Here is a 23,938-nt window from a genome sequence, read left to right on the forward strand (position 1 = left end):
CAGATCGCGACGCCGCCCGCCGGCACGACGACCTATACCGACAGCAATCTCGGCCTGACCGCGGCCGGCACCTACAGCTTCGATTACGTCGTGCCGGCGGGCAGCGTCGCGATCTGCTGGCCCGCGCGGTAGATCGCGATCGCGCCGCTCGAAGGCGCGGCCCAGGTCAGCACGACACTGTGGCCGTCGGTGCTCGTCGTGCCGGCGAGCTGCGACACCGGTTGCGCGCCGATCAATTCGCCGCCGTCCATTTCATATGCGGACGGCGCGGGCAACGCACCGAATTGCGCGAGCACGGTCGGCGCGATGTCCGCGATGCTGGCACGCGTGTGCAGGTCGGCCAGCGACGCCGGCTGCGCGGCACTGCCGAGGCGCCCGTTGTCAGCCTGGTTCATCGCGATGAAGGTCGTCGCTTCGGACAGCAGCGGCAGGCCGTCGCTGCCGCCGGCCGCGTTCAGGCCGTGGCCGCCGGTCACGACGACCAGCCAGTTCTCCTTGTTGCGCTTCGCGGTTTCGGCGACGAGCGCGCCGACGGCCGTGTCGAGCTGCTTCAGCGTGTTCGCGTATGCCGACGCGCCGAGGCCGTAGTTCAGCGCCGCATCCTGCGCCGAGTGGTATTGCGCGACGACCAGCGCGTAGCCCTGCTGGATCATCGTGGTGCTTTGCTGCGTGACGCAGCTGTCGACCGCCGCGCAGTTCGCGAGCGTGTCGAGGTTGCCCGCATTGCGCCCGGCGGTCAGCAGCGACGCCAGCGCCGGCGACCCGACGGCCGCGCCGAGCAGGCCCGCGTTCGCGGTCTTCAATGCGTCGAACGCGGTCGGCGCCTGCAGCGCCTGGTTCGGCGCATCGGACAGCACCTGGTGGCGGTTGCCCCATGCGCCGGTCAGCAGCGTGGCCCAGCTCGGCGTATCGAGGTTCGGCTGCTGCGACAGCAGCCCGTTGACGCCGCCGCTATAGGCGGGCGCGACATGCAGCTTCGCGAGGTTCGGCAGCGTGCCGCCGGCGATGCCGGCCGTCAGCGCCGCGTACGTCACGCCGTCGAGCTCGATCACGAGCGCGCGGTTCGCGGCCTGCTGACCCGGCGGCGTGCCGCCGTTGCCGGTGCCGTTATCGGTGCCGCCGGCCGCGTTCGACGCCGTGCCGCCGGCCCCTGCCGTGCCGTCCATGTTGCCGCCGCACGCGCCGAGCGCGCCGACCAAGGTCAGCCCGCACAGCAACCGTGCGAGAGTGGTCTTCCGCATGTTTCCCCCTGATTGGAATATCCGGACACGCCCGGAGATCTGCCCGGATTCTGCTCAGGGGATGCGATGCGCGTATTTCGTTTTGCAGAAGCGCGCCGATACAGGTATCAGTTTTTTTGGGGCGGGCCGGACCCGCGGAACAGCCGGCCCGCCGGTGGAAACGTTACCGCCCGTCGCCGAGCGACCCGAGAATCTGGTACGCGACCTTCACGCGATCCTCGATCGGGTAATTGCGATTCGCGAGCATCACGATCGCGATCCGCTTCGCGGGGACGAACGCGACATACGTGCTGAAGCCGTTGGTCGAGCCCGTCTTGTTGATCCACATGTTCGGGCTCGGCGCCAGCGGCGGCGTGATCGCGCTCGCCGGCGTCGCGTTGAACAGCATCTTCGGCGCGTTGCCTTCGAGCAGCGTCGGCAGTGCGACCGGATACGGATACTGTTCCCAGATCAGGTCCTGCGTCAGCGGCGCCGAGCGGAAATAGCCGGTGTGCGTGCGTTCGATCGCGCGCTGCAGTCGCGGCGCCGTGTCGACCAGCCCCATGTTCGCCTGCACGAAGCGCAGCAGGTCGGCCGCCGTGGTCCGCACGCCATATGCCTGCTGCCACAGCATGCCGCCCGTCATCCGGATCGGCTTGCCGTCCTGCGTATAGCCCTGCGCATAGTCAGTCTTGCGCGCGTCGGGCACGTTGATATACGTATGCGTCATCCCGAGCGCGGGGAACAGCCGCTGCTCCATCAGCACTGCGAAATCGCGGTTCATCGCCTTCGCGGTGAGCCACCCGAGCATCCCGATCGCGACGTTGGAATACGTGCGGCGCGTGCCGGGCGTATACGCGGGCCGCCACGCGTCGAGATAGCGCATCAGGCCGGCTTCGTCGTGGATGCTGTCCGGTACCTGCAGCGGCATGCCGCCGGGCGTGTGCGTGCCGAGCTGGAGCAGCGTCAAGGCCCCGAACGGCTTGCCCTGCATTGCGGGCAGGTACTTGCCTGCCGGGTCCGACAGCGACAGCTCGCCGCCCTCCTGCGCGTCGGACGCGAGCGTCGCCGTCAGCGTCTTGCTGACGGAGCCGATCTCGAACAGCGTGTCGCCGGTGACGGGCTTGCCGGTTTGTGTCGACATCACGCCGTAGTCGAACACGTAGGGCTTGCCGTCGGCGACGACGCCGATCGCCATGCCGGGAATGGCGTACTGCTTCATCAGCGGCGCGACGTGGCGGGTCACGGTGGCGTGGATGTCGTCCTGCGTGACTGCGGCCGCGCGGCCGGCCGTGGCGGTGGCGCACGCGGCGACGAACAGGGTCGCGGCGAAGCGGGTCGCGTTGAATCGCATGGTTGCGGTTCCTTTGGTATCGGATGGTTGCGTGAACAACAGATCCGGCCGCGCCGCGCGGGAATCACGGCGGCCGGCCTGTCGAAGCAGGACTATCCGCTACCGGCCGGCCGCCAACAATCGACGATATGTTGCGCGAGCCTAAAGAAAATCTTATGAGATACGCGTGTTGCTGGATTGGCTCGCGTGCAGCCGTTTCAAGCGCCGTGAATATGAACGGCCTATGCGCGATTGCAGGAAGCCGAGCGCGACCGGCAGATCAACGACAACCAAGCGATCGAGATGGGCGCGCGCGTCAGCCCGACAGCCGGTCGAGAAAGGCCAGCATCGCCGCGTTGAACCGCGCGGGCCGCTGCAGCGGCGCGAAATGGCTCACACCGGGCAGGATCGTCAGCGTCGCGCCCGGAATCGTGCGCGCCAGATACGCCGCATGCTCGGGCCGAATGAATTCGTCGTGCTCGCCCTGCACGATCGTCACCGGCACAGCGATCGCGGCGAGGTCCTGCGTGCGGTAATTCGGTTGTGTGCGCATCATTTCGCTGACGGCCGCGACGAATGCGTCGAACTGGTCCGGCGTCGCGGACAGTTGTGCGTAGTCCTTCCGGTGCCGCGCGAAACAGCGGTCGATCAACGGGCTCGGCACCATCTCCTTCGTGCCGCCCGGATCCATGTTGCACGCGAAGAAGAACACGCCGGCCGCACGTTCCGGCGCGCGGGCGGCGAGCACGAGCGCGATGCACGCGCCGTCGCTCCAGCCGACGAAGCGCGCGCGATCGATGTGCAGCGCGTCGAGGACCGCGAGCACATCGGACGCCATGCGTTCGTAGGAATAGGGTTGGTCGTCGCGTGTGCTGCGGCCGTGGCCGCGGCTGTCGATCAGGATCGCGCGATAGCCGGCCGCGAGCAGCGCCGGCACCTGGTTGCCCCAGTTGCCGCCGTGGCCGAGGCCGCCGTGCAGCAGCACGACCGGTGGGCCATCGCCGAACGACGCGTGCCAGATGCGCGCGCCGTCATGTTCGAGCCATCCTTCGGCATCGGCCGCCGGCAGCGGCGTGCCGCCGTGCGCGTCGAAGCGGACGAGTTCGTCGTCGTCGAGTTCCGCATTCATCGTTCTGCCGTCCTTTCGAGGGAGACGAGCTTGCGATTGTAATGCGTACGACGAAAGCGGCCGCGACGATCGCGCGGCCGGAACGCGTCACGCCTGCGTCGACACCAGCCCGCCCGACGTCGAGCCGCCCGACTTCTCGAGCGCCGCGGCAAGCTGCGAGATCGCCGTCGCCAGCGCCCCCGAGATCGCGCTGGCTTCCGCGCTCAGCGACTGCTGTTCGATCGCCGCGGACGGGTCGTCCTTCGCGCGCTGGGCCGCGCTCGCCATCTGCCGCTCCAGCGTCGCGAGCTGCTGCTGCAACCGCTCGATCAGCGCCTTCAACTGGTTGACCGCCGGACTATCCGACGAGCCACCCGATGCGCCGAGCGTTTCGCCGGTGCCGCCGGTCGAATCCTTCGTGCCGGTGGTACTGGTCGTGCTGGTCGTGCCCGTGGTACCCGTCGCGCCATCGCTGGACGAAGTCGCGGCGGATGGGGCCGACGTCGCCGTCGCGGCACCCGGCGACGCGTTCGCGGTCAGGCTGCCATCGGTAAGCGGGGATCGCGCGGTCGTGGAGAAATCGATCTGCATCGTATCGGTCCGTGTGTCGGTAAATGCATCATGACAGGGGGCAGGAATTGCCTTCCAACTCGTTTACGGCATTCGTCACATGAAACTTGAGTATCGGGGCCGGACTGATTTTCGCGAGGATCGCGGCGCTTGAGCCACGAAAGGGCCAGATTCGCGACGAAGCGACGCTGGTAAAATTGCCGCTTCGCCGGCGGGATCCGCGCGCCGATCGCCCCCGGGCTCGATCGCGCAACGCCGCCGGTGTCGATCCCGCCCGTTCGGGCGCGGCCCGCAACGCGTGCCGACGCCGCCGTCACGGCTTCGCGGGTCGCCTTTTCCGTCCGCCTTCGTGTCTCGCTCGCCGGTTCGAGCGGCCAGCGCCGTGCGGCACGGTGACGTCATCACGCATTCGAGGAACACACGATGGCCCGCATCGGCGCCTTCTGCATCACGACGTGGCTTGCCGCCGCGATTCTCTACTTCGGCCAGCACTCCGTCGCGATGATGGTGCTCAGCGGTGTCGTCGTCTTCGGCGGGTTCGATCTGCTGCGTCCGTAACGCGCCTCAGCAAACCGCGAACGTCGGCACCGCCTGATCGACCGCCAACGCGCGCTCGTTGAACACCACCGGCACGCCGCCGAGCCCCAGCCTGCAGTTCGGGCGATCGAGCCGCCACCCGTCGACCCGCAACGCGACGCGCGACACCGGCGCGCCGCTCGCGTGCGGCAAGTCGATCGCAATCTGCCGCTTCGCGCCCGGCACGAGGTTCAGGTAGTTGTCGCTGTAGAACGCGGGCAGCACGCGCGCGCCGGTCGACGGATCGAATACCTGCAGGTGCGTCATCAGCGCGAGCGTCGCGCCGACGTTGGCGACATCGACCGTGATGCGCGTCGTCACGTCGTCGGCCTCGGCCGCCGTCGCACGGACGGCAACCGCCGCCCCCGGCATCGTGTCGAGCGATGCGTACGCGTCGTCGCCACCGTCGCGCTGCCGCCAGTAGACATTCTCCGCCAGCGTATTGCCGCCCGAATCGACGAGCGCGAGCGCGACGATGCACACGTCGGATTTCGCGGCGGCCATCGCCGACGCCAGGTTCGCCACCACACGATACGACGCCTTCGCGACGCCGCCGACATCCGCGGTGGTCCAGCTGCTCAGCGTGCCGTCCAGGTTGTACACGCGCATCTCGACGCGTCCGGTGACCGACGCGGCCGTGTGATTCGCGATCGTCACGTCGGCGGTATTCGCATCGAGGATCGCGTTGACGCGGCGGCACCCGTGCCGAACCGCGAAAAACGACGCGTGCTCCTCGAGATCGTGGCTGTACATCTGCCACACGAAGCTCGGTTGCGCGGGGTTCGTCATCCACATGATCACGCCGGTGGCCGGCGACGTGATCTTCCCGGCCACGGGGCCGATCATCACGGCCGCATTCGCCTCGTAGATCGAGCGAATGCATTCGTAGTTCATCATCTGCGCCTTGCGCACGAAGTCGGCGAGATTCCGGATCGCGCCGTAGCGCAGCGCCGTCATCGCGATGTACCCCGCGCCGCCCTGCTTGCCGACCGCGTCGTAGTACGCGCCGTTGCCGTTCATGTCGCGGTCGGCCCAGAAGTCGTCGGGGCATTCGACCGAACCGGCCGGCAGCATCGCTTCGACGCATTCGAGCGTCGGGATCGAATGCGAGCCGACTTCGTTGTGAAACGCGACCGACGTCGTGCCGTAGCCGCGGCCGAACGCGGCCTGCGGCGACGCCCAGTTGTACGGGCCGCCGGACGAATAGCCGTTCACCGCGCCGGCGCCGGTGTCGCCCGCCGAACTCGTGAGGCACAGGCGTTGCGGGTCCAGCTCGGCGACGAGCGCGTCGAGCCCCTTGACGAGCGCCGGCGGCGGCGCGCCTTCGTTGCCGCCGCACCAGAGCAGGATCGACGGGCGATGACGGTTGTGCGCGATCACGTCGCGGATGTTGTCGAGATCGCGCGCCACGTTGGCGGCGCCCGACCCGTCTCCTTCGGTCGAGAAGAAGAAGTCCTGCCAGACGAGGATCCCGTAGCGATCGCATGCATCGAAGAAATCGTCGCTCGTGCTCTGTCCGTTCCAGTTGCGGATCAGGTTGAGATTCGCGTCGCGATGGAGCCGCACCTGGTTGAACAACCGTTCGCGCGGAATGCGCTTCAGCGCTTCGTCGAGCCCCCAGTTGCCGCCCATCACGAGGATCGGCAGGCCATTCACGGTGATGCTCAACTGCGGGCCCATGCCGATGTCGCGCGCGTAGTCGATGCGACGCAGGCCGATGTTCAGCGTGCGCTCGTCCGACCGCTTGCGCGCCACGTCGATTCCGATCGTCACCGCGTAGAGATTCGGCTCGCCATACCCGTTCGGCCACCACAGGCGCGGCTGCCCGATCGACAGCGCCGCGATATCCGACGACGTGAGCGACACCTTCATCGTCGTGCTCGATGCGGGAATCGCGATGTCGTGGCGGAACGGCGCGCCGTTGCCGACGGTGCCGACGACGGTCGCGACGAGGTCCGTGCCCGAGCCATTGTCCAGTTCGAGATCGAGCCGCAACTCCGCGCGCGAAAGATCGGCGGACAGCGTGTGGGCGATATTGATCGCCGCGATGCGCACCGCACCGGTCGTGAACCACGCAACCGGTTGCCAGATGCCGAGATTGCGGTCGGGGATCGTCGGCAGCCAATCCCAGCCGGCCGAACAGAAGAACGTCGGCCCGTTCTTCAGCGTGATGCCGGTCGGGCCGCCATTGCGCCCGCCGCGCGTGACGCCGCTCTGGTAGTTCGGCAGCAGCGGCCCTTCCGAGAAGTCCAGCTTGACGACGCGCACCGCAAGGCTGGCCGCGCCGCCCGCCTGCGGCACCAGCCGCGTGATGTCGAACGCACCTTGCTTGAACGCGCCCTCGAGCCGGCCGACGAGCGCGCCGTTCAGCCAGATCTCCGCGCAATAGTTGACGCCGCCGAAGCGCAGCCACAGCCGCTGCCCCGGCTGCCGGGCCGGTGCCGCGAAGGTCGTCCGGTACCAGTAGTCGGTGTCCTTCAGCGTATCGGGAATGGTGTCCGTGACGATGCGGCCATGGAACGGATCGGGATACTTGCCGTTGACGATCATGCTGTTCAGCACGGTGCCGGGCACCGTCGCCGGCGCCATGCCCGTCGCGCCGGCGGCGCTCGACAGTTGCGCGCCGCTCGCGCCCGGCAGGCTGCTCGCGGACGCGAACGTCCAGTGCTCCGACAGTTCCTGCACGGCCAGCAGGCTGTGTTCCGGGTCGGCCGGCACGCCCGGCGCGATGGGCGTGACCGTCGCCGGGCCGTCGGCGCCCGGTGTGCCGGATACGCCCGACGTCGAATCGATGTCGCCATTGCAGCCGGCGAGCCAGCTCGTGCCGACCAGCGCGGCGCTGTAGGACAGGAATTTCCGGCGTTCTTTCGATGTCACGTTGTGTTCCTCCCTGATTGCGTCGTCGTCAGTGCGAGCTGGTCTGCCGTATCCGCATCACGTCGGACGAACCGCTGGCCGTCATGCGCGTGTAGTCCGCATTCGGCCCGGACGGCGGCGTCAGGTTGTCGGCGGCCGCCCATTGCGTCGGTGTCGCCGACAGCGCGTAGTTCATCGTGCCGCCGTTGGCGATCCTGCCCAGCGGCAGCCACGAACCCGCGTAGTCCGCACCATTGACCTTCAGCGACTGGATATACGCGAACGACGGGTGACCCGAGTCGTCCATCGCGACCTGCTTGTCGCTTTCGAGCCGCAGCGTCTTGCCGTTGCCGAGCCAGACGGTGATCCCGCTGAACTGCGGCGTGGACAACGTGAGCCCGGCTTCCGACGGAATGACCGGGAACATGCCGAGCGCCGCCCACACGTACCAGCTCGACGTCGCACCCATGTCGTCGTTGCCCGGCAGCCCGTCGCGACCGGTCGTGAATGCTTCCGACATGATGATCGGGAGAACGTACTGTGCGCCGCTCGGCTGCCCGGCCCAGTTGTACCCCCACGGCGACTGGAACGACGGTTCGTTGCCGATGTACAGGTTGTCGGACGATTGGCCGCCGTTCAGGTCGCTGGAGGCCGGCACGGTCGAGAACGGCGTCGTGATCGCAAACAGCTTGTTCAGCCGCGTGACGGCCGCCTGCTTGCCGCCGATCGCGTCGATCAGCGCGGTCCAGTCCTGCGCGAAAGTCCAGAAGTAGTTCGGCTCCGTCGATTCATGGAACTCACCCTGCACGAGCGTACCCAGCGTGCCGGGAGGCGAGCCGGCCGGCGGTGCATTGCGCGCGGCAATCACCTTGTTCGTGTAGTCGAAGATGTTGCGCCACCAGCCTGCCCGCGTGTACAGCGTGCCGATGTTGTCCGGCGTCACGCCGACCGACGGCGCATTCAGCACGCTCGCCGGCAGCGCCTGCAGGAACGCGGCCGCCGAGCGGTCGCTCAGCACGCGCTCGATGGTCGCGGACGACGAGTGACCGTCGTCGCTCTGCGACAGGTAGTGGGCCGACAGGAAATGGGCCAGCCCCCCATCGCTCGGGCGGTCGTTGCAGGCACTCGACGGGTCGAACACGGATTGCTTGGTCAGGCGCGCGGCCGACACCAGATCGAAGTCGGTCGCACCGAACTTGTAGGCGCCTGCAATCACGTTCAGTGCGTTGTCGCCCGCCATCGGCGTCGAGTCGTCGCTGCCGTCGACCCAGTGCGGGAATGCGCCGCATTGCAACGCGTCGACGACGAGCGACTGCATCATGTCGCTCGATTCCTTCGGCGCGAGAAGCGCCAGCAGTTGCGCCTGCGACCGGTACGTGTCCCACAGCGAGAAGCCCGTGTAGTGGTTGCCGGCTCCGCCCTGCGAACCGTCGCCGCGCCGGAACGCGTAGTCGCCGACCCTGGCCGTCGCGCGCGGCGGAATGGTGCCGCTCTGGTCGACCGACTTCGGATAGCTGCCGTCCGGGTTCCTCGGCTGGCGCATGCTGCGGAATTCGCCGTTCGTGTCGCTATAGAGCGTCGGCGTGCCGAACACGTGATAGAGCGCGGTGTAGAACTTCGTGAGGTTCGCCTTCTGCGTTGCGTTCAGCGACGCGGGATTCGCGGCCTGGTCGATCTGGACCGTGTTGAGGCGGTCGTTCCACAAGCCTGATGCGTTCGTGCGTGCATCGTCGAACGCCAGCTTCTCGCCTTCGTCGTGCAGATTGCGCTGCGCGTTCTCGACGCTGACCGACGAGACGCCGACCTTCACGGTCACCGTCCTGTCGGAGTCGGTCAGGTCGAACTGCAGCGTTGCCGCGCCGTTGCTGACGGTATTCACCGCCGACGTGCCGGCTTGCTTGCGCAACGGCTTGTCGAAAGTTGCGTAGAAATACACGGGCGCATTCCACACCGTGCCGTACGGCGTGCAGAACGCCGGCGCCACGGCCTGCCCGCTCATCGACTTGCCGTCGCTCGCGATCGCCAGCGTGACCTTCTTGGCGGTGACCTTCGTGCTACCCGAATCGCTGTTGCCGTTCAGCTTCGCGTCGATCGAGAAGAAACCCTTGTCCTTGTTCGTGTATGTGAAGCGCGCAATGCCGGAGCGGGCGGTCGCGCTCAACTCCGTCACGATCCCGTTCGCGAGGCGGACCTTGTAGTACCCGGGTTCGGCCGTTTCATCCGCATAGTTATACCCGATGCCGATCGGCCGGCCGCCGGACGCGACCGCGGTCGCGGCATCGCTCGGCAGCATCGCGACCGCGCCCTGCCCCGGGCAGCCGACGCCGCTCAGGTGCGTCACGCTGAAGAAGTCGATCGTGCCGCCCGACCCGCCCGACGACAGGTAGCCGCCCGAACCGTTGAAGTCGTAGCGCGGCGTGTTCGGCCCGAAATTCACCATGCCGAACGGCACCGTCGCGCCCGGGCTCACGTTACCCGCGTAACCGGAGTCCGAGTTGACCTGCGTGCCGATGAGCGGATTGACGAACTGCGTCAGCTGCATGTTGGTGCGCTTGGGCGGGGTCGGCTGCGACGGTTGCCCTGGTTGCGACGGCCCCGAAGTCGGTGGCGGCGAGGTCGACGGCGTGTCTCCCGCGCCATTGGCAGGTGTCGCGCCAATGGTGGATGTCGCGCCATTGGCAGATGTCGACGCGCTGTTCAAATCGTCGCCGCCACACGCGGCAAGCGCTGCGCAAGTCAGTGCAGCGACGATCAAGAGTCGTGGATTTTTCATTTTTCGTTTAGTGATGTTAATTAAAATGAATCGTCCGGCGTCGACCACCGCCGCCCTCCTCCTGCATCCGGGAATGTCACAGGCTTCCCAGGGGCTTACAGTGCCGTAACGACTGTTTATTCACCACGAGAAGTTTCCCGAATTTTCAGTTTGTTTAACTAAACAAATGGGAGTTAAGTGTCTTTGGGTACAAATTGCCGCTATTTGTTGCGTTGCAGCGGCGCTGGAGAGGGTCGTGCACCGGCAAGCGCCCGGCAAAATCCGGGCGCCGCGTGACCGCGGGGATGAGAATGAATCGCCGACGCTCGCGCCGGCACGTGCGTCAGTGTCGGCGTCGGAGCGATACGACGCGCATCAGCGCGGCAACGTCCTCAACGACGACGGCCCGCCCGTCAGCGCAATCCGCTTGCCCGTATCGCGCAGCTTGCCGCCTTCCACCACATACAGCGCAAGCTGCCGTTCGACGTTGAACTGCACGATCACGTGCCGGCTGTCGGCGGTAAAGACGATCCCCTGCGCCGCTTCGCCTCCGGGCAACTCGCTGGTCTTCACCGCCTGCCCGTCGCGGATCTCGAACAGCAGCACCTTGCCGAGCTTGTGGCGGCCCGGATTGTCGGGCGTCAGGTTCGAGCCGTCCATCGCCTGCACGGCGATCCACTTCCCGTTCGGCGAAATCGCGACGCCTTCCGGCAGCGACGGCACCGTCAGGTACTGGACCGTGCGGAACGGCACGCGCGACACGTCGATCAGCGCGATCGAATCGGCGTCGCCCGCGAGCGTGCCCGTATAGCCCGGCAGCCCCGCGAGCCCGACGTTGCTGACGACGGCCCAGCGGTTGTCGCTCGACACGTCGATCGTGTACGGCGCGACGCCGGTGCTCAGGCGCGTGCCGCTGTCGGTCACCTTGCCGTCGTCGACGTTCAGCACCGCGACGCCCTGCTCGTCGCGCAACGACACGAGCGCATGCTTGCCGTCGTGCGTGAAGCTGATCCCGGCCAGCCGCTTCTTGCCGATCTTCAGGTTGCCGTCGAGCGTCGCATGCGTGCCGTCGATGCGCAGGATCGAGACGCTGCCGTCGACGTTCGCGACGAGCGCGAGCCGGCCCGAGCGGTCGATCGCGATCCCTTGCGGATGGGCGCCGAGTTCGATGCGCGTGATCGCGGGCGGCGCGGCGTCGAGATTCACGACCTGCAGGAACGTGTCATACACGAGCTGCTTCGCGGCCGTGTCGTAACGCGTCGGCGCGCCGACGAGCGCGAGCTTCGCGTCGGGCGTGATCGCGACGGCCTGCGGCGGCCCCTGGATGCCGTTCTCGACATCGACCTGCAGGGCAACCTTCGGCGGGAACGTGCTGGCGTCGAGCAGCGTCAGCGTGTCGGCGGGCGGTGAGGCCAGATAGGTGTCGCGGCCTTCGACGCGTTGATACTTGCCGTCGTTGCCGGACACGATCCAGTCGGCGGCGTGCACGGCAACAGCGGTCGTAACGAGGGTCAGCGCGGCGAGCAGGCGCGCGCTGCGCAGGTGGAAAGGCTTCGAATGCATGGCGGTCGGGTCTCCGGATCGGTTGCGGACGCAATGGATTGCTCGACCCTGCTGCTCGACGGGTCGATGCCATCGCATGATGCCCGAAAGCGGACGAAGCCGGCGTCTCGCGCCCGTTTCCGTCAGGCCATCGTTCGCGCGCCAGGCGCCCACCCGTCGACGTCGTCGAGCGGATACACGGGCCGCGCAAGCCGCTCGTAGCGAAACAGGCCGTAGTCCGAGCCCGTCACGCCGCGGCTGTCGCATTCGACCAGCGCGGCCGCGATCGGCACGAACACCGGCCGGCAATACATCCGCGACTTCAGCAGCAGGAAGCGCGCGCGGCGCGGATCGACGCCGACGCTCTCGAACACGCCGAGATCCCACGGCTCCTGCGTGCGTTCGGTGACGACGAGCGTCGCCGCGCCGATGTCGAGCACGGCCGTGCGGCCCATGTACGCGCGCTGGCCCGTATAAGTCGGCCCCGTGATCAGGTATTCGCCGTCGGTTATCGCGCGCACGACGCCCGTCGCGCGAAACGGCTCGCGCCGCACGCCGCCGTGCGACGGCAGCCGGTTGCCGACCGGCACCGCGACGGTCGCGCCGACGCCTGCATCGATCAGCGCCGCGACCGCTTGCGGGTCGCACACCGGCCCGCTGACGATGCCGTCGAGCCCGTGCGCGAGCGCGGCCTCGAGCAGGTCCATCGTGTCGCACGGGCCGCCCGACATGCAGTTGTCGCCGTGATCGAGCATCAGCACGGGGCGGTCCGCGCCGCGCGCGAGCGCCGCGGCCTGCGCGACCGACTCCGCGAGCGGCGCACTGCGGTACACGAACTCGTCGCGCGCCGCCCAGATCTGCCGCGCGATGCGCTCGGCCACCGCATCGGCCACGGCGCGGTCGCCGTCGGCCACCACGACGACGCTGATGCACGGTGCGGGAATGTCCGCGAGCGAGAAGCCGGGCAACACCGACACCGCGAGCATCCCGTCGGCCTCGGCGGCGCGCGCGGCCTCCACCGCGCGCCGCATCGCGCCTTCCGCGCTCGCGCTGCGCAGCGTCGACGTCATCAGCGGCGGCTGCCGCCACGCGAGCACGGGCCGCGCGCGACCGTGGAGCCGGTCGAGCAGCACGCGCGCCGCATGCTCGCCCGTCTCGTACATGTCGACGTGCGGATAGGTCTTGAAACTGACGATCACGTCCGCATGGTCGATCATCGTCTGCGTGACGTTCGCATGCAGATCGAGCGCGACCGCAATCGGTGCGTCGGGCAGCGCCACGCGCACGCGCGCGAGCAGGTCGCCCTCGCCGTCCGCGCTCTGCTCGGCGACCATCGCGCCGTGCAGGTCGAGCATCACCGCGTCGCAGCCGGGCGCGGCCGCGACGATCGCATCGCAGATCGCCGCGTACGCGTCGGCCGCGACGGGCCCGCTCGGGTTCGCGGCCGCCGATACCGGCGTCACGACTTCCGCGCCTTCGCGCGCGGCCGCGTCGAGGAACGCGGCCATCGCGGTGCGCATCCCGTGGTTCGCGCGATACGCGTCGTCGCCCCAGTCGGGGCCGTTGCGGCCGAACGCGGCAAGCGGCGTCGGCACCGGCGAGAACGTGTTGGTCTCGTGGTTCATGCGGGCGATCAGGATCTTCATCGCGTGCGGCCCTCCGCGAGCGCGGCCGCGCCGCGCATGCCCCCGGTCATGTCCAGAACCTGCATCGTCGAACTCCTCGCAATCGATGAAACGGCGCGGCGCCCCGCAGGACGCCGCCGCCCGGTTGGCGCATCCGCGCGTCGCTCAAGCGTACCCCGTCGTGCCCTTCGTCTCCAGATATTCGACGAGGCCGAACTCCGCATACTCGCGCCCGTTGCCCGAACGCTTGTAGCCGCCGAACGGCGCGGCCGGGTTCCACGCCGGGTAGTTGATGTGGACATTGCCGACCCGCAACCGTGCCGCGACGCCGCGCGCACGCTCGAGATCCGTCGACTGCACGTAGGCCGCGAGCCCGTAGACCGAATCGTTCGCGAGCGCGACGGCCTCGTCCTCGGTCCGGTAGGTCATGATCGACAGCACCGGCCCGAAGATCTCCTCGCGTGCGATCGACATGTCCGGCGTGACGTTCGAAAACACCGTCGGCCGCACGTAGAACCCGTCGCCGAGCCCGTCCGGCCGCCCGGGGCCGCCGGCGACGAGCGTTGCGCCTTCCTCGATCCCGAGCCGGATGAAATGCTGGATGCGGTCGAACTGCGTGCGGCTGACCACCGGCCCGATACCGGTTTCCGGCGAACGCGGATCGCCGACGACGGTGCGTTCCGCTTCCCGGCGCGCGACCTGCTCGGCCAGCGCCAGATGATCGGCGTGCACGAGCATGCGGGTCGGCGCATTGCACGACTGGCCGCTGTTGCTGAAGCAGCTGCGCACGCCGCGCGTGACCGCATCCTCGATGTCGGCGTCGGGCAGGATCAGGTTCGGGCTCTTGCTGCCGAGCTCCTGGTGCACGCGCTTCACGGTATCGGCCGCGGCCTTCGCGACCTCGACGCCCGCTCGCGTCGAACCCGTGAACGACACCATGTCGACATCCGGGTGCCGCGACAGCGCGTCGCCCACTTCATGCCCGTAGCCGTGCACGAGGTTGAACACGCCGGGCGGCACGCCGGCTTCGTGCAGGATCTCCGCGAACAGGATCGCGCTGAACGGCGCGATCTCGCTCGGCTTGAGCACCATCGTGCAGCCGGCCGCGAGCGCCGGCGCGACCTTGCACACGATCTGGTTGATCGGCCAGTTCCACGGCGTGATCAGCGCGCACACGCCGATCGGTTCGTGCGACACCAGCAGCGAATCGGTCTGCGTGCTGAACCGGAACGACTGCAGCGCGCGGATCGTCTGCTCGAGGTGCGCGGTGCCGACCGCGGCCTGCATCGCGCGCGCGAACGCGATCGGCGCGCCCATCTCCTGGCTGATCGTTTGCGCGACCTCTTCGTAGCGGCGCTGGTAGATCTCGAGCACGCGCCGCAGCAGCGCGACGCGCTCGTCGACCGGCCAGCGCGAATACGTGTCGAATGCGCGCTTCGCCGCGCCGACCGCATGGTCGACGTCGGCCGCGCCGCCGATCCTGAGCTGCGCATACGGCTGCGCGGTGGCCGGGTCGATCACGTCGATCGCCGGCGCGCCGGCCGGATCGAACCACTGGCCGTCGAGATAGGACTGTTGTGACGTTCGCATCGAATGCTCCTGTTTTGACGGATGCCGGCGCCGCGCTCAGCGCGTCGCTCGCGCATAGGTATCGACGAGGATGTCGCGGATCTGCGCGACGAACCATACGATCTCGTCGCGCGACATCACGAGCGGCGGCGAGAACTGCACGATCGGCGTGCCTTCGTGATCGACGCCCGCGCGGCACAGCAGCCCCGCGTCGAAGATCGCGGGCGCGAGCAGCGTCGACACGAACGCCTGCGCGCTGATGCCGGTCGCCCAGCGGCGCGCGGCCTTGTCGGTCACGAGTTCGAGCGAGTAGTGATAACCGTCGCCGCGCACGTCGCCGACGCACGGCAATTCGAGCAGGCCGTCGAGCGTCTGGCGGAACACCGCTTCGTTGTCGCGGACGTTCGCGAGCACGCCTTCGCGCTCCATGATCGCGAGGTTCGCAAGCGCGGCCGTGCACGCAACCGGATGGCCGCCGTACGTCGCGCCGTGCAGGAACATCTGCTGCGGCCCGTCGAGCACCGCATCGACCACCGCGTCGCTCGCGATCACGCCGCCGAGCGGCATGTAGCCCGACGCGATGCCTTTCGCGAACGTGATGATGTCCGGCTTCAGCCCGTAGCGCGCCGAGCCGAAATATTCGCCGAGCCGGCCGAACCCGCAGATCACTTCGTCGGCGACGAGCAGCACGCCGTGCCGGTCGCAGATGTCGCGCAGCCCGGCCGCGTAGCCGGCCGGCGGCGTCAGGCTGCCGCCCGCGTTCTGCAGCGGCTCGACGACGATCGCGGCCACCGTATCGGGACCTTCCTGCACGATCAGCGACTCGATCTCGTCGAGCAGGTGGCGCGTGAACTGCGCTTCGGTCTCGCCTGCCGGGCGGCCGTAGCGCTTGGTGTTGCCCACATGCCGCACGCCCGACATCAGCGGCTCGAAATGCTTGCGGAAGTTCGTCATCCCGTTCAGCGCGAGCGCGCCGAACGACGTGCCGTGATACGCGACGCGGCGCGCGATGAACTTGCGCCGCTGCGGCTCGCCGCGCGACTGGTGGTACTGGCGCACCAGCTTGATCGCCGCTTCGTTCGACTCCGAGCCGCTCGACGTGAAGAACACGCGGTTCAGGCCCTCGGGCGCGAGCGCCGCGAGCTTGTGCGCGAGCCGGATCGCCGGTTCGTGGCCATAGCCCCAGTTGGTCGCAAAGGGCAGCCGCACCATCTGCTCGCGGATCGCGTCGCCGATCTCCGCACCGTGGCTGTAGCCGACCTGCACGCAGTACAGCCCGGCCAGCGCATCGAAATAGCGCTTGCCGTTGCGGTCGACGAGCCAGCAGCCTTCGCCGCGGTCGAACACGGTCAGCGCGTGGTCGCGATACGCATCGGCATGCGTGAAGTGCATCAGCAGGTGGCGCTTGCCGAGCGCCTGCAGGTCCGCATCGAGATTGACGTCAACAGCGTTCATGGATCATTCCTCCTTCAGGGTTTCAAGGCCGGCATCGCGCGCCAGGCCATTCAATTCATCGACAGCGTCGGCGCCGGGCGCGTGAAGCCGCGCGTCAGCCACACGAGCTGGCAGAGTCCGAGCACGAGCCAGCCGATACCGACGTAGAACGTCTGGCGCGACAGCCCCGACCAGAGCCATACGTTCATCGCAAAGCCGATCGCCGGCATCACGCCGAACGTGATCCAGCCGGCGACATGACGGTGCTCGGGCCGGCACAGATAGCTGCGCATCACGCACAGGTTCACGATTGCGAACGCGACGAGCGCGCCGAAGCTGATCATCGTCGACGCGAGATCGAGCGTGATGAACAGCGCGGACAACGACACGACGCCGACCGCGAGCGTCGCGCGCACCGGCGTGCGCAGCCGCGCATGCAGGTGGCCGAACACGCGCTCGGGCAGCACGCGGTCGCGGCCCATCGCGAACAGCACGCGCGTCACGCTGGCCTGCCCGGCCATCGCGCTCGCGAAGCAACCGGCCACGTACACCGCGACGAAGAATGCCGACAGCGTGCCGCCGCCGATGCGCCGCATCAGTTCGAGGCTGGCCGAATCGAGATCCTTGAACGCGTGCCAGTCGGGGAACACCACTTGCCCGGCATACGCGATCAACATGAACAGCAGGCCGCTCGCGAGCGTGCAGAGCAGGATCGCGCGCGGCACCGTGCGCCGCGGATCGCGCGTTTCCTCCGACAGCGTGGTAACCGCATCGAAGCCGAGAAACGACAGGCACAGGATCGCGGACCCGGCGAAGATCGCATGCGCATCGCCGGACGTCGGCAACGCAACCGCCAGCGACAGCCCTTCGCCGGCCGCGACCTGCGCCGATGCGATCACGAAGATCGCGATGAACACGAGCTGGCTCGCGATCAGGATCAGGTTCACGCGATTGACGAGCCGGATGCCGACGATGTTCAGCCCGGTGATCAGCACGATGCTCCCGACGATCCATACGCTGGCCGGCACCATCGGAAACAGCTGCTTCATGTAGATGCCGATCGCGAGGTAGCTGATCATCGGGATGAACAGGTAGTCCATCAGCAGCGCCCAGCCGACCATGAAGCCGGCCGACGTGCCGAAGTTGCGGCTCGCGAACGTATAGGCCGACCCGGCGCTCGGCATCAGCCGCGCCATGTGGCCGTAGCTGCGCGCGGTGAACAGCATCGCGATCAGCGTGACCGCATACGCGGCCGTCAGATGCCCGTTCGTTTCGCTCGTGACGAGCCCGTAAGTCGTGAACACCGTCATCGGCAACATGTACGCGAGGCCGAAGATCACCAGCGTCGAGAGTCCGAGCAGATGCGGCTGGCGGCGTCCGTCCGAGTCGTCTCGATGCATGCGCGGCCCGATGTCATTCATCGCGGCGACTGATGCGGATCGACCTGGCCTGTCGTTGTCCATGCTGTCCTCACGTGGGTGGCTTCCATGACTTCAACGCTCGTTCGCGCGGCACGGCCGGCGTGTCACGATTCGAAGAAAGTGTGGTGCGCCAAAAAATCGAGGACGAATGAGAAAAGCGGACGTAATCGGGGGATATTTCCGGACGCGTTGCCGCGCATCGCGCCGGCCGGTCGTCAAGGATGCTGCGCCACACTGGCGTTTCGCGGACATTCCGGCTATGTTCTACGCGAACCCGTCGCCCCGTCAGCACCATGGATAGCAGGTCTCATCGAAACCAGAGCAGGGCCGAGCGCAGCCTGCGTTCGTCGCTCGGCCTCGCGCGTCCGGCCGGACGCCAGGAGGACATTCCCGCCACCGTCCACGCGATCGCGGTCGCGCTGGACGAGTGCCGCGTGCGGCACATCGACAGCGCCGCGCTGCTCGAAGGCACGGGGCTCGGCGCGGACGAAGTCGCATCGCCGAACCTGCACGTGAATCGCGGCCAGGAACAGCGCTGTTTCAGCAACCTGCTGCGCTGCAGCGGCGTGCCGTCGATCGGGTTGTCGATCGGCGCGCGGCTGCACGTGTCGACGCTGGGCCTCGCCGGTTACGCGATGCTGATCAGCGGCTCCGTGATGCAGGCGTTCCGCTGCATGAGCCAGTTTCCGCTGTTCATGGGGCTGTATTTCGATGTGCGTATCGACGCGCACGCGGACGGCATGAGCGTGACGATCGGCCGCTACAACGGCGAGCCCGATCTCGAGGTGTTTCAGGTGGACATGTGCCTGTCGAGCCTGCGCCTGATCGTGTCCGATCTGGTCGGCAAGCCGGTCTGGCCCGAGCAGTTGCAGCTTGCGCGCCGCACGCCGCGCAACGCGGCCGACTACGCACGCCACTTCGGCTGCAAGGTCGCATTCAATGCGGGCGACAACCGCCTCGTGTTCACGTCCGTGAACGGCACGGAAGCGCCGCGTCTCGCGAACGAAGTCAGCTTCAATGCGCTGCACGGCCAGTGCGAGGCGCTCGAACGGCAGTGGGCCGCGTCGGTCGGCACGCGCTTTGCCGATCGCGCGAAGGAGCTGATGGCACGCGACCTCGCGCGCTTCAAGTCGATGACGGCGCTCGCGGACGCACTGCACCTGACGGAGCGCACGCTGCGCAGGCGGCTCGACAAGGACGGCATCACGTTTCAGTCGCTGCTCGACGAAGTGCGTCACGACGAAGCGGTGCGGATGCTCGACGATCACACATTGACGGTTGCGGCGATCGCCGAACTTCTCGGCTACAGCGAACCGCGCAGCTTCCGTCACGCGTATCGGCGCTGGACGGGCAAGACGCCGCGCGCCGACGCGGACGTCGACGCGTGAAGCGGAAGTTCTACGGCTTCATGACCGGCATCACGACTTCTTGCACACGTAATCCATCACGAGTTTCTGCATGGAATCGGGCACGACATTGTCGTAGTCGTCCGGGTATTCCGGAGACACGCTCACCTCACCGGGCGCCGTCCCAACCATCGTCGTCTCGCCCATGGACCAGGTCTTGTCGGCGCAATTGAACGACCACAGGGACACCATGCTCTTCGTCGGAAACGGCGCCGAATAGGGCTGGGGATCGCCGAAGACCACCCTGACCCGGGTCCGGGTCAGGTTCTTGTCGTGGACGACGGAAGACGTGTCGACATAGACGGCTGTGGTCGACCCTTCGATGAGCGTGGTCCAGTTCGCGGCACACGCCCCGTTGATCATGAACGCAAGCATGGCACCCGCGAGCGCGCTTCTTTTCATTGTCACTCCTTGAGTCTTGCCGGGGAATTCCGATGCGTGATTCTACGTTCTTCGCTTAACGCGTCATGCAGGCGAATCGAGTCGCGTAGAATGCGCGCATCAAATCAACCAGAACGGGGCCGCGGCCGCTTGCCGATTCCACCCGAGACGCGTCTGCCGATGCAGTCGATCCGACTCGCAACGACCCAGCGCAATCATCGGTAACCGCGGCGGCGATCGACGTCGTCGCCTGCCCGGGCGAACGTCGCCGCGACGATCGTCGACCGACGAAGCATCCATGAGCAAACCGATCCTGTACCTCCTCGCCGGCAACGGCAGCGCGGCCGACTGGTGGGACGATGCGCTGCCCCACTTCCGGCACTACCGGCCCGTGCCGCTGGAACTGCCGGGCTTCGGCGACCATCCCGCGCCGCCCTGCGAAGACCTCGCCGCCTACGCGCAAGCGTTGCTGGAGGCGACCGAGCCGGGCCACGCGATCATGGCGGTCGGCGTGAATGCGCTGCTGGTGCTGCACGCGTTGCAGCGGCGCCCCGGCCACTTCAGCCGCAGCGTGCTGCTCGCGCCCGTCGGTGCGTTTCTGTGGGAACGGCGCCTGCCGAAGCTGATGGCGCCGCGGCCGCTGCGCAAGACCATTCACTGGCTGCTCGCGCACTACCCGACGCTGTTCGCCCGCAAGTTCTCGAACCAGACGTGGACACCCGCGCAGTACCGCCGCATGGGCGCCGGCTACGCGCGCTGCCGCGCGTTCCTGCCGCACTGGGATCTCGTGCGTGCCGATACCGCTCTGCCGCTGCTCGAATGGGTCACCGATCGCATCGAACTCGTGTGGGGCGATCAGGACAACGTGCTCGGCGTGCGCCAGGCCGCCGCGTGGTCGGCCATCCTCGCGCGTGCCGACCTCACCGTCACGCTGCAGGCGGGCTGGGGACACTATCCGTGGATCGACGCGCCGGCGGCGTTCGCGCAGTGGCTCGAAGCAGGCGACACCGGCTTCGTCGCGCACACGAAAGGCGGGCGCCTGGCGCTGGCCGCGATGGCCGGGCTGCCCGTGCCGCCCGCGCTGTCGCTGACCCGCGCCGACGACCCGCGCCTGCCCGGCTTTCTCGCGAGCCAGCCCGACGCCGTGTGGGCAATCCGCTCGTCGAGTCATGGCGAAGACCAGGCCGATGCGGCCAATGCCGGCCTGCACACGACGTTCCTGCGCGAGCCGGCGTCGCAGGCGGCCGCGCGCGTGGCCGAACTGCTCGACGGCGGCCTCGAGGAAGCGGTCGTGCAGCGCTTCATCACACCCGTGCTGTCCGGCATCGCGTTCGTGCGCCATCTCGCGGTCGAAGTGGAATGGGTGCAGGGCCACCTCGAAACGCTCGCCGACGGGCAGGCGAGCCCGCAGCGCGCGATCCTGTCGCGGCTCGGCGCCCCCTGGCAGAGCGGCACGTTCCCGACCGCACACGGCCTGACCGCGCAGCAGCTGTGGGCCTTCCTGCAACGCGTGCTGCGCGCGTTCCATTACGTGCCGGGCGATGTCGAATGGGCATGGGACGGCACGCAACTATGGCTGCTGCAGTACCGCCCGATCAGCAGCTACGGCTGGCACCGGCACCTGACCTCGGCCAACATCGCCGAGATCCTGCCGCCGCAGCCGAGCCGGCTGGTCGAGTATGCGCAACGCCGCGCGGCCGGCAGCATCCCGGCCATCATGGCGCGCTGGGATACGCGCGTGCTGCGGGACAACGAACCGTTCACCGCGCTCTATGGCGGCGCGTCGTACATCAACAACGACCTGTTCCTCGCGCGCCTGGCCGACTGGGGCGTATCGGCCGGCAACTACAGCGGCGAGATCGGCGGCGCGACGCCGCCGCTGCGCTGGCGCCCGCTGCGCCTGCTGCGTTCGCTGCCGGTGTTCTGGCGCATGCTGCGCGTCGCGCGCGGGCATCTGCCAACGCTCGAGCGCGGCTTGCAGCGCTTCGACCGGGAACTCGCGACGCTCGTCGAACAACGCGCCGACGGCCAGCAACTGGCCGACTGGTTCACGCGCTTCTACGTATTCGTCGTACAGGGCAACCTGTGCATCGCGGCATCGCTGGCCAGCAGTGGCGGCGCACTGTGGGGACGCCCGCCCACCGTCTACGGCCAGCTCAACGACAGCCCGCACCGGCTGCCGTGGGAAACCGATCCGGGCACCGCGCGGCCCGCGGCCACGGACCTGCCGCTGCAGGCGTTTCCCGACTGGCCGCTGCCGGTCCGCATGCTCCACACGCTCGGCGCGCCCGGCATGCGCGGCTGGTATCTGCAGGTGCGCGAGTGGTATCGCGACAACCTGATGCGCGTGTTCTTCCGCCTGCATCACGCGATGCCGGCCGCCGACCGCGATGCGTGGTTCGCCCCCCATCCCGAGCGCCGCGAACGCAACGGCAGCTTCTGGCAGGACGGCGGCGAAGGCACCGACGAGGCAACCGGCTTCATGATCTATCCGGGCCACACGCAGGGCGTGCTCGGCCACGACATCCTGCTGGAAGACACGCTCGACCCGGGCCGGCACGCGCAGTATCAGGCCGCGCGTGCCGTGATCGCCCGCATGGGCGGCCGGCTGTCGCACGGCGCGACGCTGCTGCGCGAACTGCGCAAGCCGTCGGCGGTACTGCCGCGCGTCGATGCGGCCTGGGTCGGGCGCGAAGTGCGGCTCAGCGACGGCCGGCTGACGCTGGTCGAGTAAGCGCCCGCCGTCGTGTTGAACGGCACGGCGGCGGTCGCTACACTGGTCCGGCGAATTCCGGAGACCCCACATGAAAGAAGCGCTCGCAAAACTGTCGGCGGACCTCGAACGGCTGCTCAAGCTGCGCAGCATCCCGTTCGGGATGAAGCTGTTCGAACGGCGCGAGGACATGGAAGCCGTGCCGCGCATTCGCCGCCCGAAAGCGATCCATTCGCTCGACCAGATCGTCGGGCAGACGGCGCGGCTCGGCTTCACGCTCGGCATCACCGCCGACGACCTGGTCGGCGCGCAATGCCGGTCGGTCATCGGCCTCGGCCACGCGAAGGATGCCGAGTGGACGTCCGGCCAGCAGATGGCGGGCGTCTGGTATGCGACGCAGGAGGATTCGCGCGCCCATCAGGCCGCAATGCACTGCGTGCCGGACGGCAAGTACGAAGCGCTCGTCGTGTCGCCGCTCGCGGCCGGCCGCATCGAGCCCGACATCGCGCTGTTCTACGCGACGCCCGGCGCGATGATGTACTTCATCAACGGGCTGCAATGGTCGGGGTACAAGCGTTTCGACTGGAGCGTGGTCGGCGAATCGGCATGCGCGGATTCGTGGGGGCGCGCGCTGGCGACCGGTCAGCCGAGCCTGTCGATCCCGTGCTACGCGGAGCGCCGCTACGGCGGCGTGCTCGACGACGAGATGCTGATGGCGTTGGCGCCGGATGCGCTGGAACAAGCGATTACCGGGATGGAGGCGCTGGCGCGGAACGGGCTGCGCTATCCGTTCGCGCAGTACGGCATCCAGCAGGACGTTCGCGCGGGGATGGAAGTCAGCTACCCGAAAACGACATGATGCGTCGCGGTCGACCCGCGCCGGAATCGGACCTTAGCGCAGCGGCGTGCGGATCTTGCCATCCACCTTCAGCGTGCGCCTGTCGTGCGCGGCCTCGTATTCGACCGTCTGCGCGGGCGTGACCGCACCGTACGACCGACCGTTCACATAGACGATACCGTCCCGCAGTTCGACCTTGTCGCCGTTGACCATCGCGGTGGCCCGCTCGCCCTGCAACACCGCGCCCGAGCACCCGGCGGTCGAAAAGCTGCGGACCGACGTGCCCGGCATCGCGGCGTTGCCGCCCGGGTCCGCCGCGTTCGCCGCGCTGCAGGGCGGCGCATCCATGCCGCCGGCCGCGCGGAGCGTTCCCGCGCTGAGGCCGCATCCGGCCAGCAACGCAATCGTCATCGGCAGCAGCTTGTTCATGGTGATCTCCGTTGTCCGTGACCGCGGATCGAGACCGCGGTATCACGTCGACTGATAGCCCTCGCCTGCAGGTCGGCCAGATGTACCCAGTATGCGACCACTTCCCGGCGCTCAGCCATCCGCTTCACTACCATTCACCGCCCATCCCTGCCGGCGGGTCCCGAC

At 68.1% G+C, this 23,938-nt stretch carries 18 protein-coding genes; 5 read left to right on the plus strand and 13 right to left on the minus strand.

The window, feature by feature from the left end; all coding sequences use genetic code 11:
* Positions 1-83: 83 nt before the first annotated feature.
* From VL15_RS19925 to VL15_RS19940, 4 genes are all read right to left on the minus strand, one after another.
* Positions 84-1,241 carry a hypothetical protein gene (locus tag VL15_RS19925; RefSeq protein WP_230684488.1) on the minus strand — a complete coding sequence of 386 codons (1,158 nt, stop codon included), beginning with the start codon at positions 1,239-1,241 and terminating at the stop codon, positions 84-86.
* A 163-nt stretch (positions 1,242-1,404) separates the two neighbouring features.
* Positions 1,405-2,574: a class C beta-lactamase gene (gene ampC, locus VL15_RS19930; protein WP_048248030.1), complete on the minus strand. Its 1,170-nt coding sequence runs from the start codon at positions 2,572-2,574 to the stop codon at positions 1,405-1,407.
* Positions 2,575-2,869: 295 nt separating this feature from the next.
* Positions 2,870-3,682, minus strand: coding sequence for an alpha/beta fold hydrolase (locus VL15_RS19935; protein WP_048248031.1), 813 nt, complete (start codon positions 3,680-3,682; stop codon positions 2,870-2,872).
* 87 nt (positions 3,683-3,769) lie between these two features.
* On the minus strand, positions 3,770-4,252 hold the full coding sequence (locus VL15_RS19940) for a hypothetical protein (protein WP_048248032.1): 483 nt from the start codon (positions 4,250-4,252) through the stop codon (positions 3,770-3,772).
* Positions 4,253-4,654: 402 nt separating this feature from the next.
* Between VL15_RS19940 and VL15_RS43590 the strand changes: the two genes are divergently transcribed.
* Positions 4,655-4,789: a hypothetical protein gene (locus VL15_RS43590; RefSeq protein ID WP_048248033.1), complete on the plus strand. Its 135-nt coding sequence runs from the start codon at positions 4,655-4,657 to the stop codon at positions 4,787-4,789.
* Between the two features lie 6 nt (positions 4,790-4,795).
* On the opposite strand, the gene VL15_RS19950 is transcribed toward VL15_RS43590, so the two are convergent.
* Positions 4,796-7,684, minus strand: a complete 2,889-nt coding sequence (locus tag VL15_RS19950; protein ID WP_048248034.1) for a glycoside hydrolase family 2 protein — start codon at positions 7,682-7,684, stop codon at positions 4,796-4,798.
* Positions 7,685-7,712: 28 nt separating this feature from the next.
* A complete protein-coding gene (locus tag VL15_RS19955; RefSeq protein WP_196319603.1) occupies positions 7,713-10,205 on the minus strand; it encodes a glycoside hydrolase domain-containing protein in 2,493 nt (830 codons plus the stop codon).
* Between VL15_RS19955 and VL15_RS42745 the strand changes: the two genes are divergently transcribed.
* Positions 10,204-10,545, plus strand: coding sequence for a hypothetical protein (locus VL15_RS42745; protein ID WP_196319604.1), 342 nt, complete (start codon positions 10,204-10,206; stop codon positions 10,543-10,545). The two genes, VL15_RS19955 and VL15_RS42745, sit on opposite strands and share 2 nt — an antisense overlap.
* 245 nt (positions 10,546-10,790) lie before the next feature.
* Here VL15_RS42745 and VL15_RS19960 read toward each other — a convergent pair whose 3' ends face one another.
* The 5 genes from VL15_RS19960 to VL15_RS19980 all read right to left on the minus strand — a co-directional run bounded on the left by VL15_RS19960 (position 10,791) and on the right by VL15_RS19980 (position 18,048).
* Positions 10,791-11,978, minus strand: a complete 1,188-nt coding sequence (locus VL15_RS19960; RefSeq protein ID WP_048248036.1) for a beta-propeller fold lactonase family protein — start codon at positions 11,976-11,978, stop codon at positions 10,791-10,793.
* A 122-nt stretch (positions 11,979-12,100) separates the two neighbouring features.
* A complete protein-coding gene (locus VL15_RS19965) occupies positions 12,101-13,603 on the minus strand; it encodes a M81 family metallopeptidase (protein ID WP_048248037.1) in 1,503 nt (500 codons plus the stop codon).
* Between the two features lie 144 nt (positions 13,604-13,747).
* On the minus strand, positions 13,748-15,172 hold the full coding sequence (locus VL15_RS19970; RefSeq protein WP_048248038.1) for an aldehyde dehydrogenase family protein: 1,425 nt from the start codon (positions 15,170-15,172) through the stop codon (positions 13,748-13,750).
* Positions 15,173-15,208: 36 nt separating this feature from the next.
* A complete protein-coding gene (locus tag VL15_RS19975; RefSeq protein WP_048248039.1) occupies positions 15,209-16,606 on the minus strand; it encodes an aspartate aminotransferase family protein in 1,398 nt (465 codons plus the stop codon).
* 50 nt (positions 16,607-16,656) lie between these two features.
* On the minus strand, positions 16,657-18,048 hold the full coding sequence (locus VL15_RS19980) for an APC family permease (RefSeq protein ID WP_048248040.1): 1,392 nt from the start codon (positions 18,046-18,048) through the stop codon (positions 16,657-16,659).
* 251 nt (positions 18,049-18,299) lie between these two features.
* On the opposite strand from VL15_RS19980, the gene VL15_RS19985 reads away from it, so the two are divergent.
* The gene (locus VL15_RS19985; protein ID WP_048248041.1) at positions 18,300-19,394 is read left to right on the plus strand and encodes an AraC family transcriptional regulator; all 1,095 of its coding nucleotides are present in this window, start codon (positions 18,300-18,302) and stop codon (positions 19,392-19,394) included.
* Positions 19,395-19,424: 30 nt separating this feature from the next.
* Here VL15_RS19985 and VL15_RS19990 read toward each other — a convergent pair whose 3' ends face one another.
* Positions 19,425-19,814 carry a surface-adhesin E family protein gene (locus VL15_RS19990; protein ID WP_048248042.1) on the minus strand — a complete coding sequence of 130 codons (390 nt, stop codon included), beginning with the start codon at positions 19,812-19,814 and terminating at the stop codon, positions 19,425-19,427.
* Positions 19,815-20,091: 277 nt separating this feature from the next.
* On the opposite strand from VL15_RS19990, the gene VL15_RS19995 reads away from it, so the two are divergent.
* Both VL15_RS19995 and VL15_RS20000 read left to right on the plus strand, forming a co-directional pair.
* Positions 20,092-22,527 (plus strand): PEP-utilizing enzyme, encoded by a 2,436-nt coding sequence (locus tag VL15_RS19995; protein WP_048248043.1) that lies wholly within the window; start codon positions 20,092-20,094, stop codon positions 22,525-22,527.
* A 70-nt stretch (positions 22,528-22,597) separates the two neighbouring features.
* Positions 22,598-23,365, plus strand: a complete 768-nt coding sequence (locus tag VL15_RS20000; protein ID WP_048248044.1) for a DUF169 domain-containing protein — start codon at positions 22,598-22,600, stop codon at positions 23,363-23,365.
* A gap of 33 nt (positions 23,366-23,398) precedes the next feature.
* Here the strand turns inward: VL15_RS20000 and VL15_RS20005 are convergent, their stop codons facing one another.
* A complete protein-coding gene (locus VL15_RS20005; RefSeq protein ID WP_048248045.1) occupies positions 23,399-23,773 on the minus strand; it encodes a hypothetical protein in 375 nt (124 codons plus the stop codon).
* Positions 23,774-23,938: the final 165 nt, after the last annotated feature.

The organism is Burkholderia cepacia (assembly GCF_001039005.1).
Lineage (GTDB): Bacteria > Pseudomonadota > Gammaproteobacteria > Burkholderiales > Burkholderiaceae > Burkholderia > Burkholderia theae.

Coding starts and splice junctions, on each gene's coding strand:
- VL15_RS19925 (WP_230684488.1), bottom strand. CDS start 1,241: ATGCGGAAGACCACTCTCGCACGGTTGCTGTGCGGGCTGACCTTGGTC.
- ampC (WP_048248030.1), bottom strand. CDS start 2,574: ATGCGATTCAACGCGACCCGCTTCGCCGCGACCCTGTTCGTCGCCGCG.
- VL15_RS19935 (WP_048248031.1), bottom strand. CDS start 3,682: ATGAATGCGGAACTCGACGACGACGAACTCGTCCGCTTCGACGCGCAC.
- VL15_RS19940 (WP_048248032.1), bottom strand. CDS start 4,252: ATGCAGATCGATTTCTCCACGACCGCGCGATCCCCGCTTACCGATGGC.
- VL15_RS43590 (WP_048248033.1), top strand. CDS start 4,655: ATGGCCCGCATCGGCGCCTTCTGCATCACGACGTGGCTTGCCGCCGCG.
- VL15_RS42745 (WP_196319604.1), top strand. CDS start 10,204: ATGTTGGTGCGCTTGGGCGGGGTCGGCTGCGACGGTTGCCCTGGTTGC.
- VL15_RS19955 (WP_196319603.1), bottom strand. CDS start 10,205: ATGCAGCTGACGCAGTTCGTCAATCCGCTCATCGGCACGCAGGTCAAC.
- VL15_RS19960 (WP_048248036.1), bottom strand. CDS start 11,978: ATGCATTCGAAGCCTTTCCACCTGCGCAGCGCGCGCCTGCTCGCCGCG.
- VL15_RS19965 (WP_048248037.1), bottom strand. CDS start 13,603: ATGAAGATCCTGATCGCCCGCATGAACCACGAGACCAACACGTTCTCG.
- VL15_RS19970 (WP_048248038.1), bottom strand. CDS start 15,172: ATGCGAACGTCACAACAGTCCTATCTCGACGGCCAGTGGTTCGATCCG.
- VL15_RS19975 (WP_048248039.1), bottom strand. CDS start 16,606: ATGAACGCTGTTGACGTCAATCTCGATGCGGACCTGCAGGCGCTCGGC.
- VL15_RS19980 (WP_048248040.1), bottom strand. CDS start 18,048: ATGGACAACGACAGGCCAGGTCGATCCGCATCAGTCGCCGCGATGAAT.
- VL15_RS19985 (WP_048248041.1), top strand. CDS start 18,300: ATGGATAGCAGGTCTCATCGAAACCAGAGCAGGGCCGAGCGCAGCCTG.
- VL15_RS19990 (WP_048248042.1), bottom strand. CDS start 19,814: ATGAAAAGAAGCGCGCTCGCGGGTGCCATGCTTGCGTTCATGATCAAC.
- VL15_RS19995 (WP_048248043.1), top strand. CDS start 20,092: ATGAGCAAACCGATCCTGTACCTCCTCGCCGGCAACGGCAGCGCGGCC.
- VL15_RS20000 (WP_048248044.1), top strand. CDS start 22,598: ATGAAAGAAGCGCTCGCAAAACTGTCGGCGGACCTCGAACGGCTGCTC.
- VL15_RS20005 (WP_048248045.1), bottom strand. CDS start 23,773: ATGAACAAGCTGCTGCCGATGACGATTGCGTTGCTGGCCGGATGCGGC.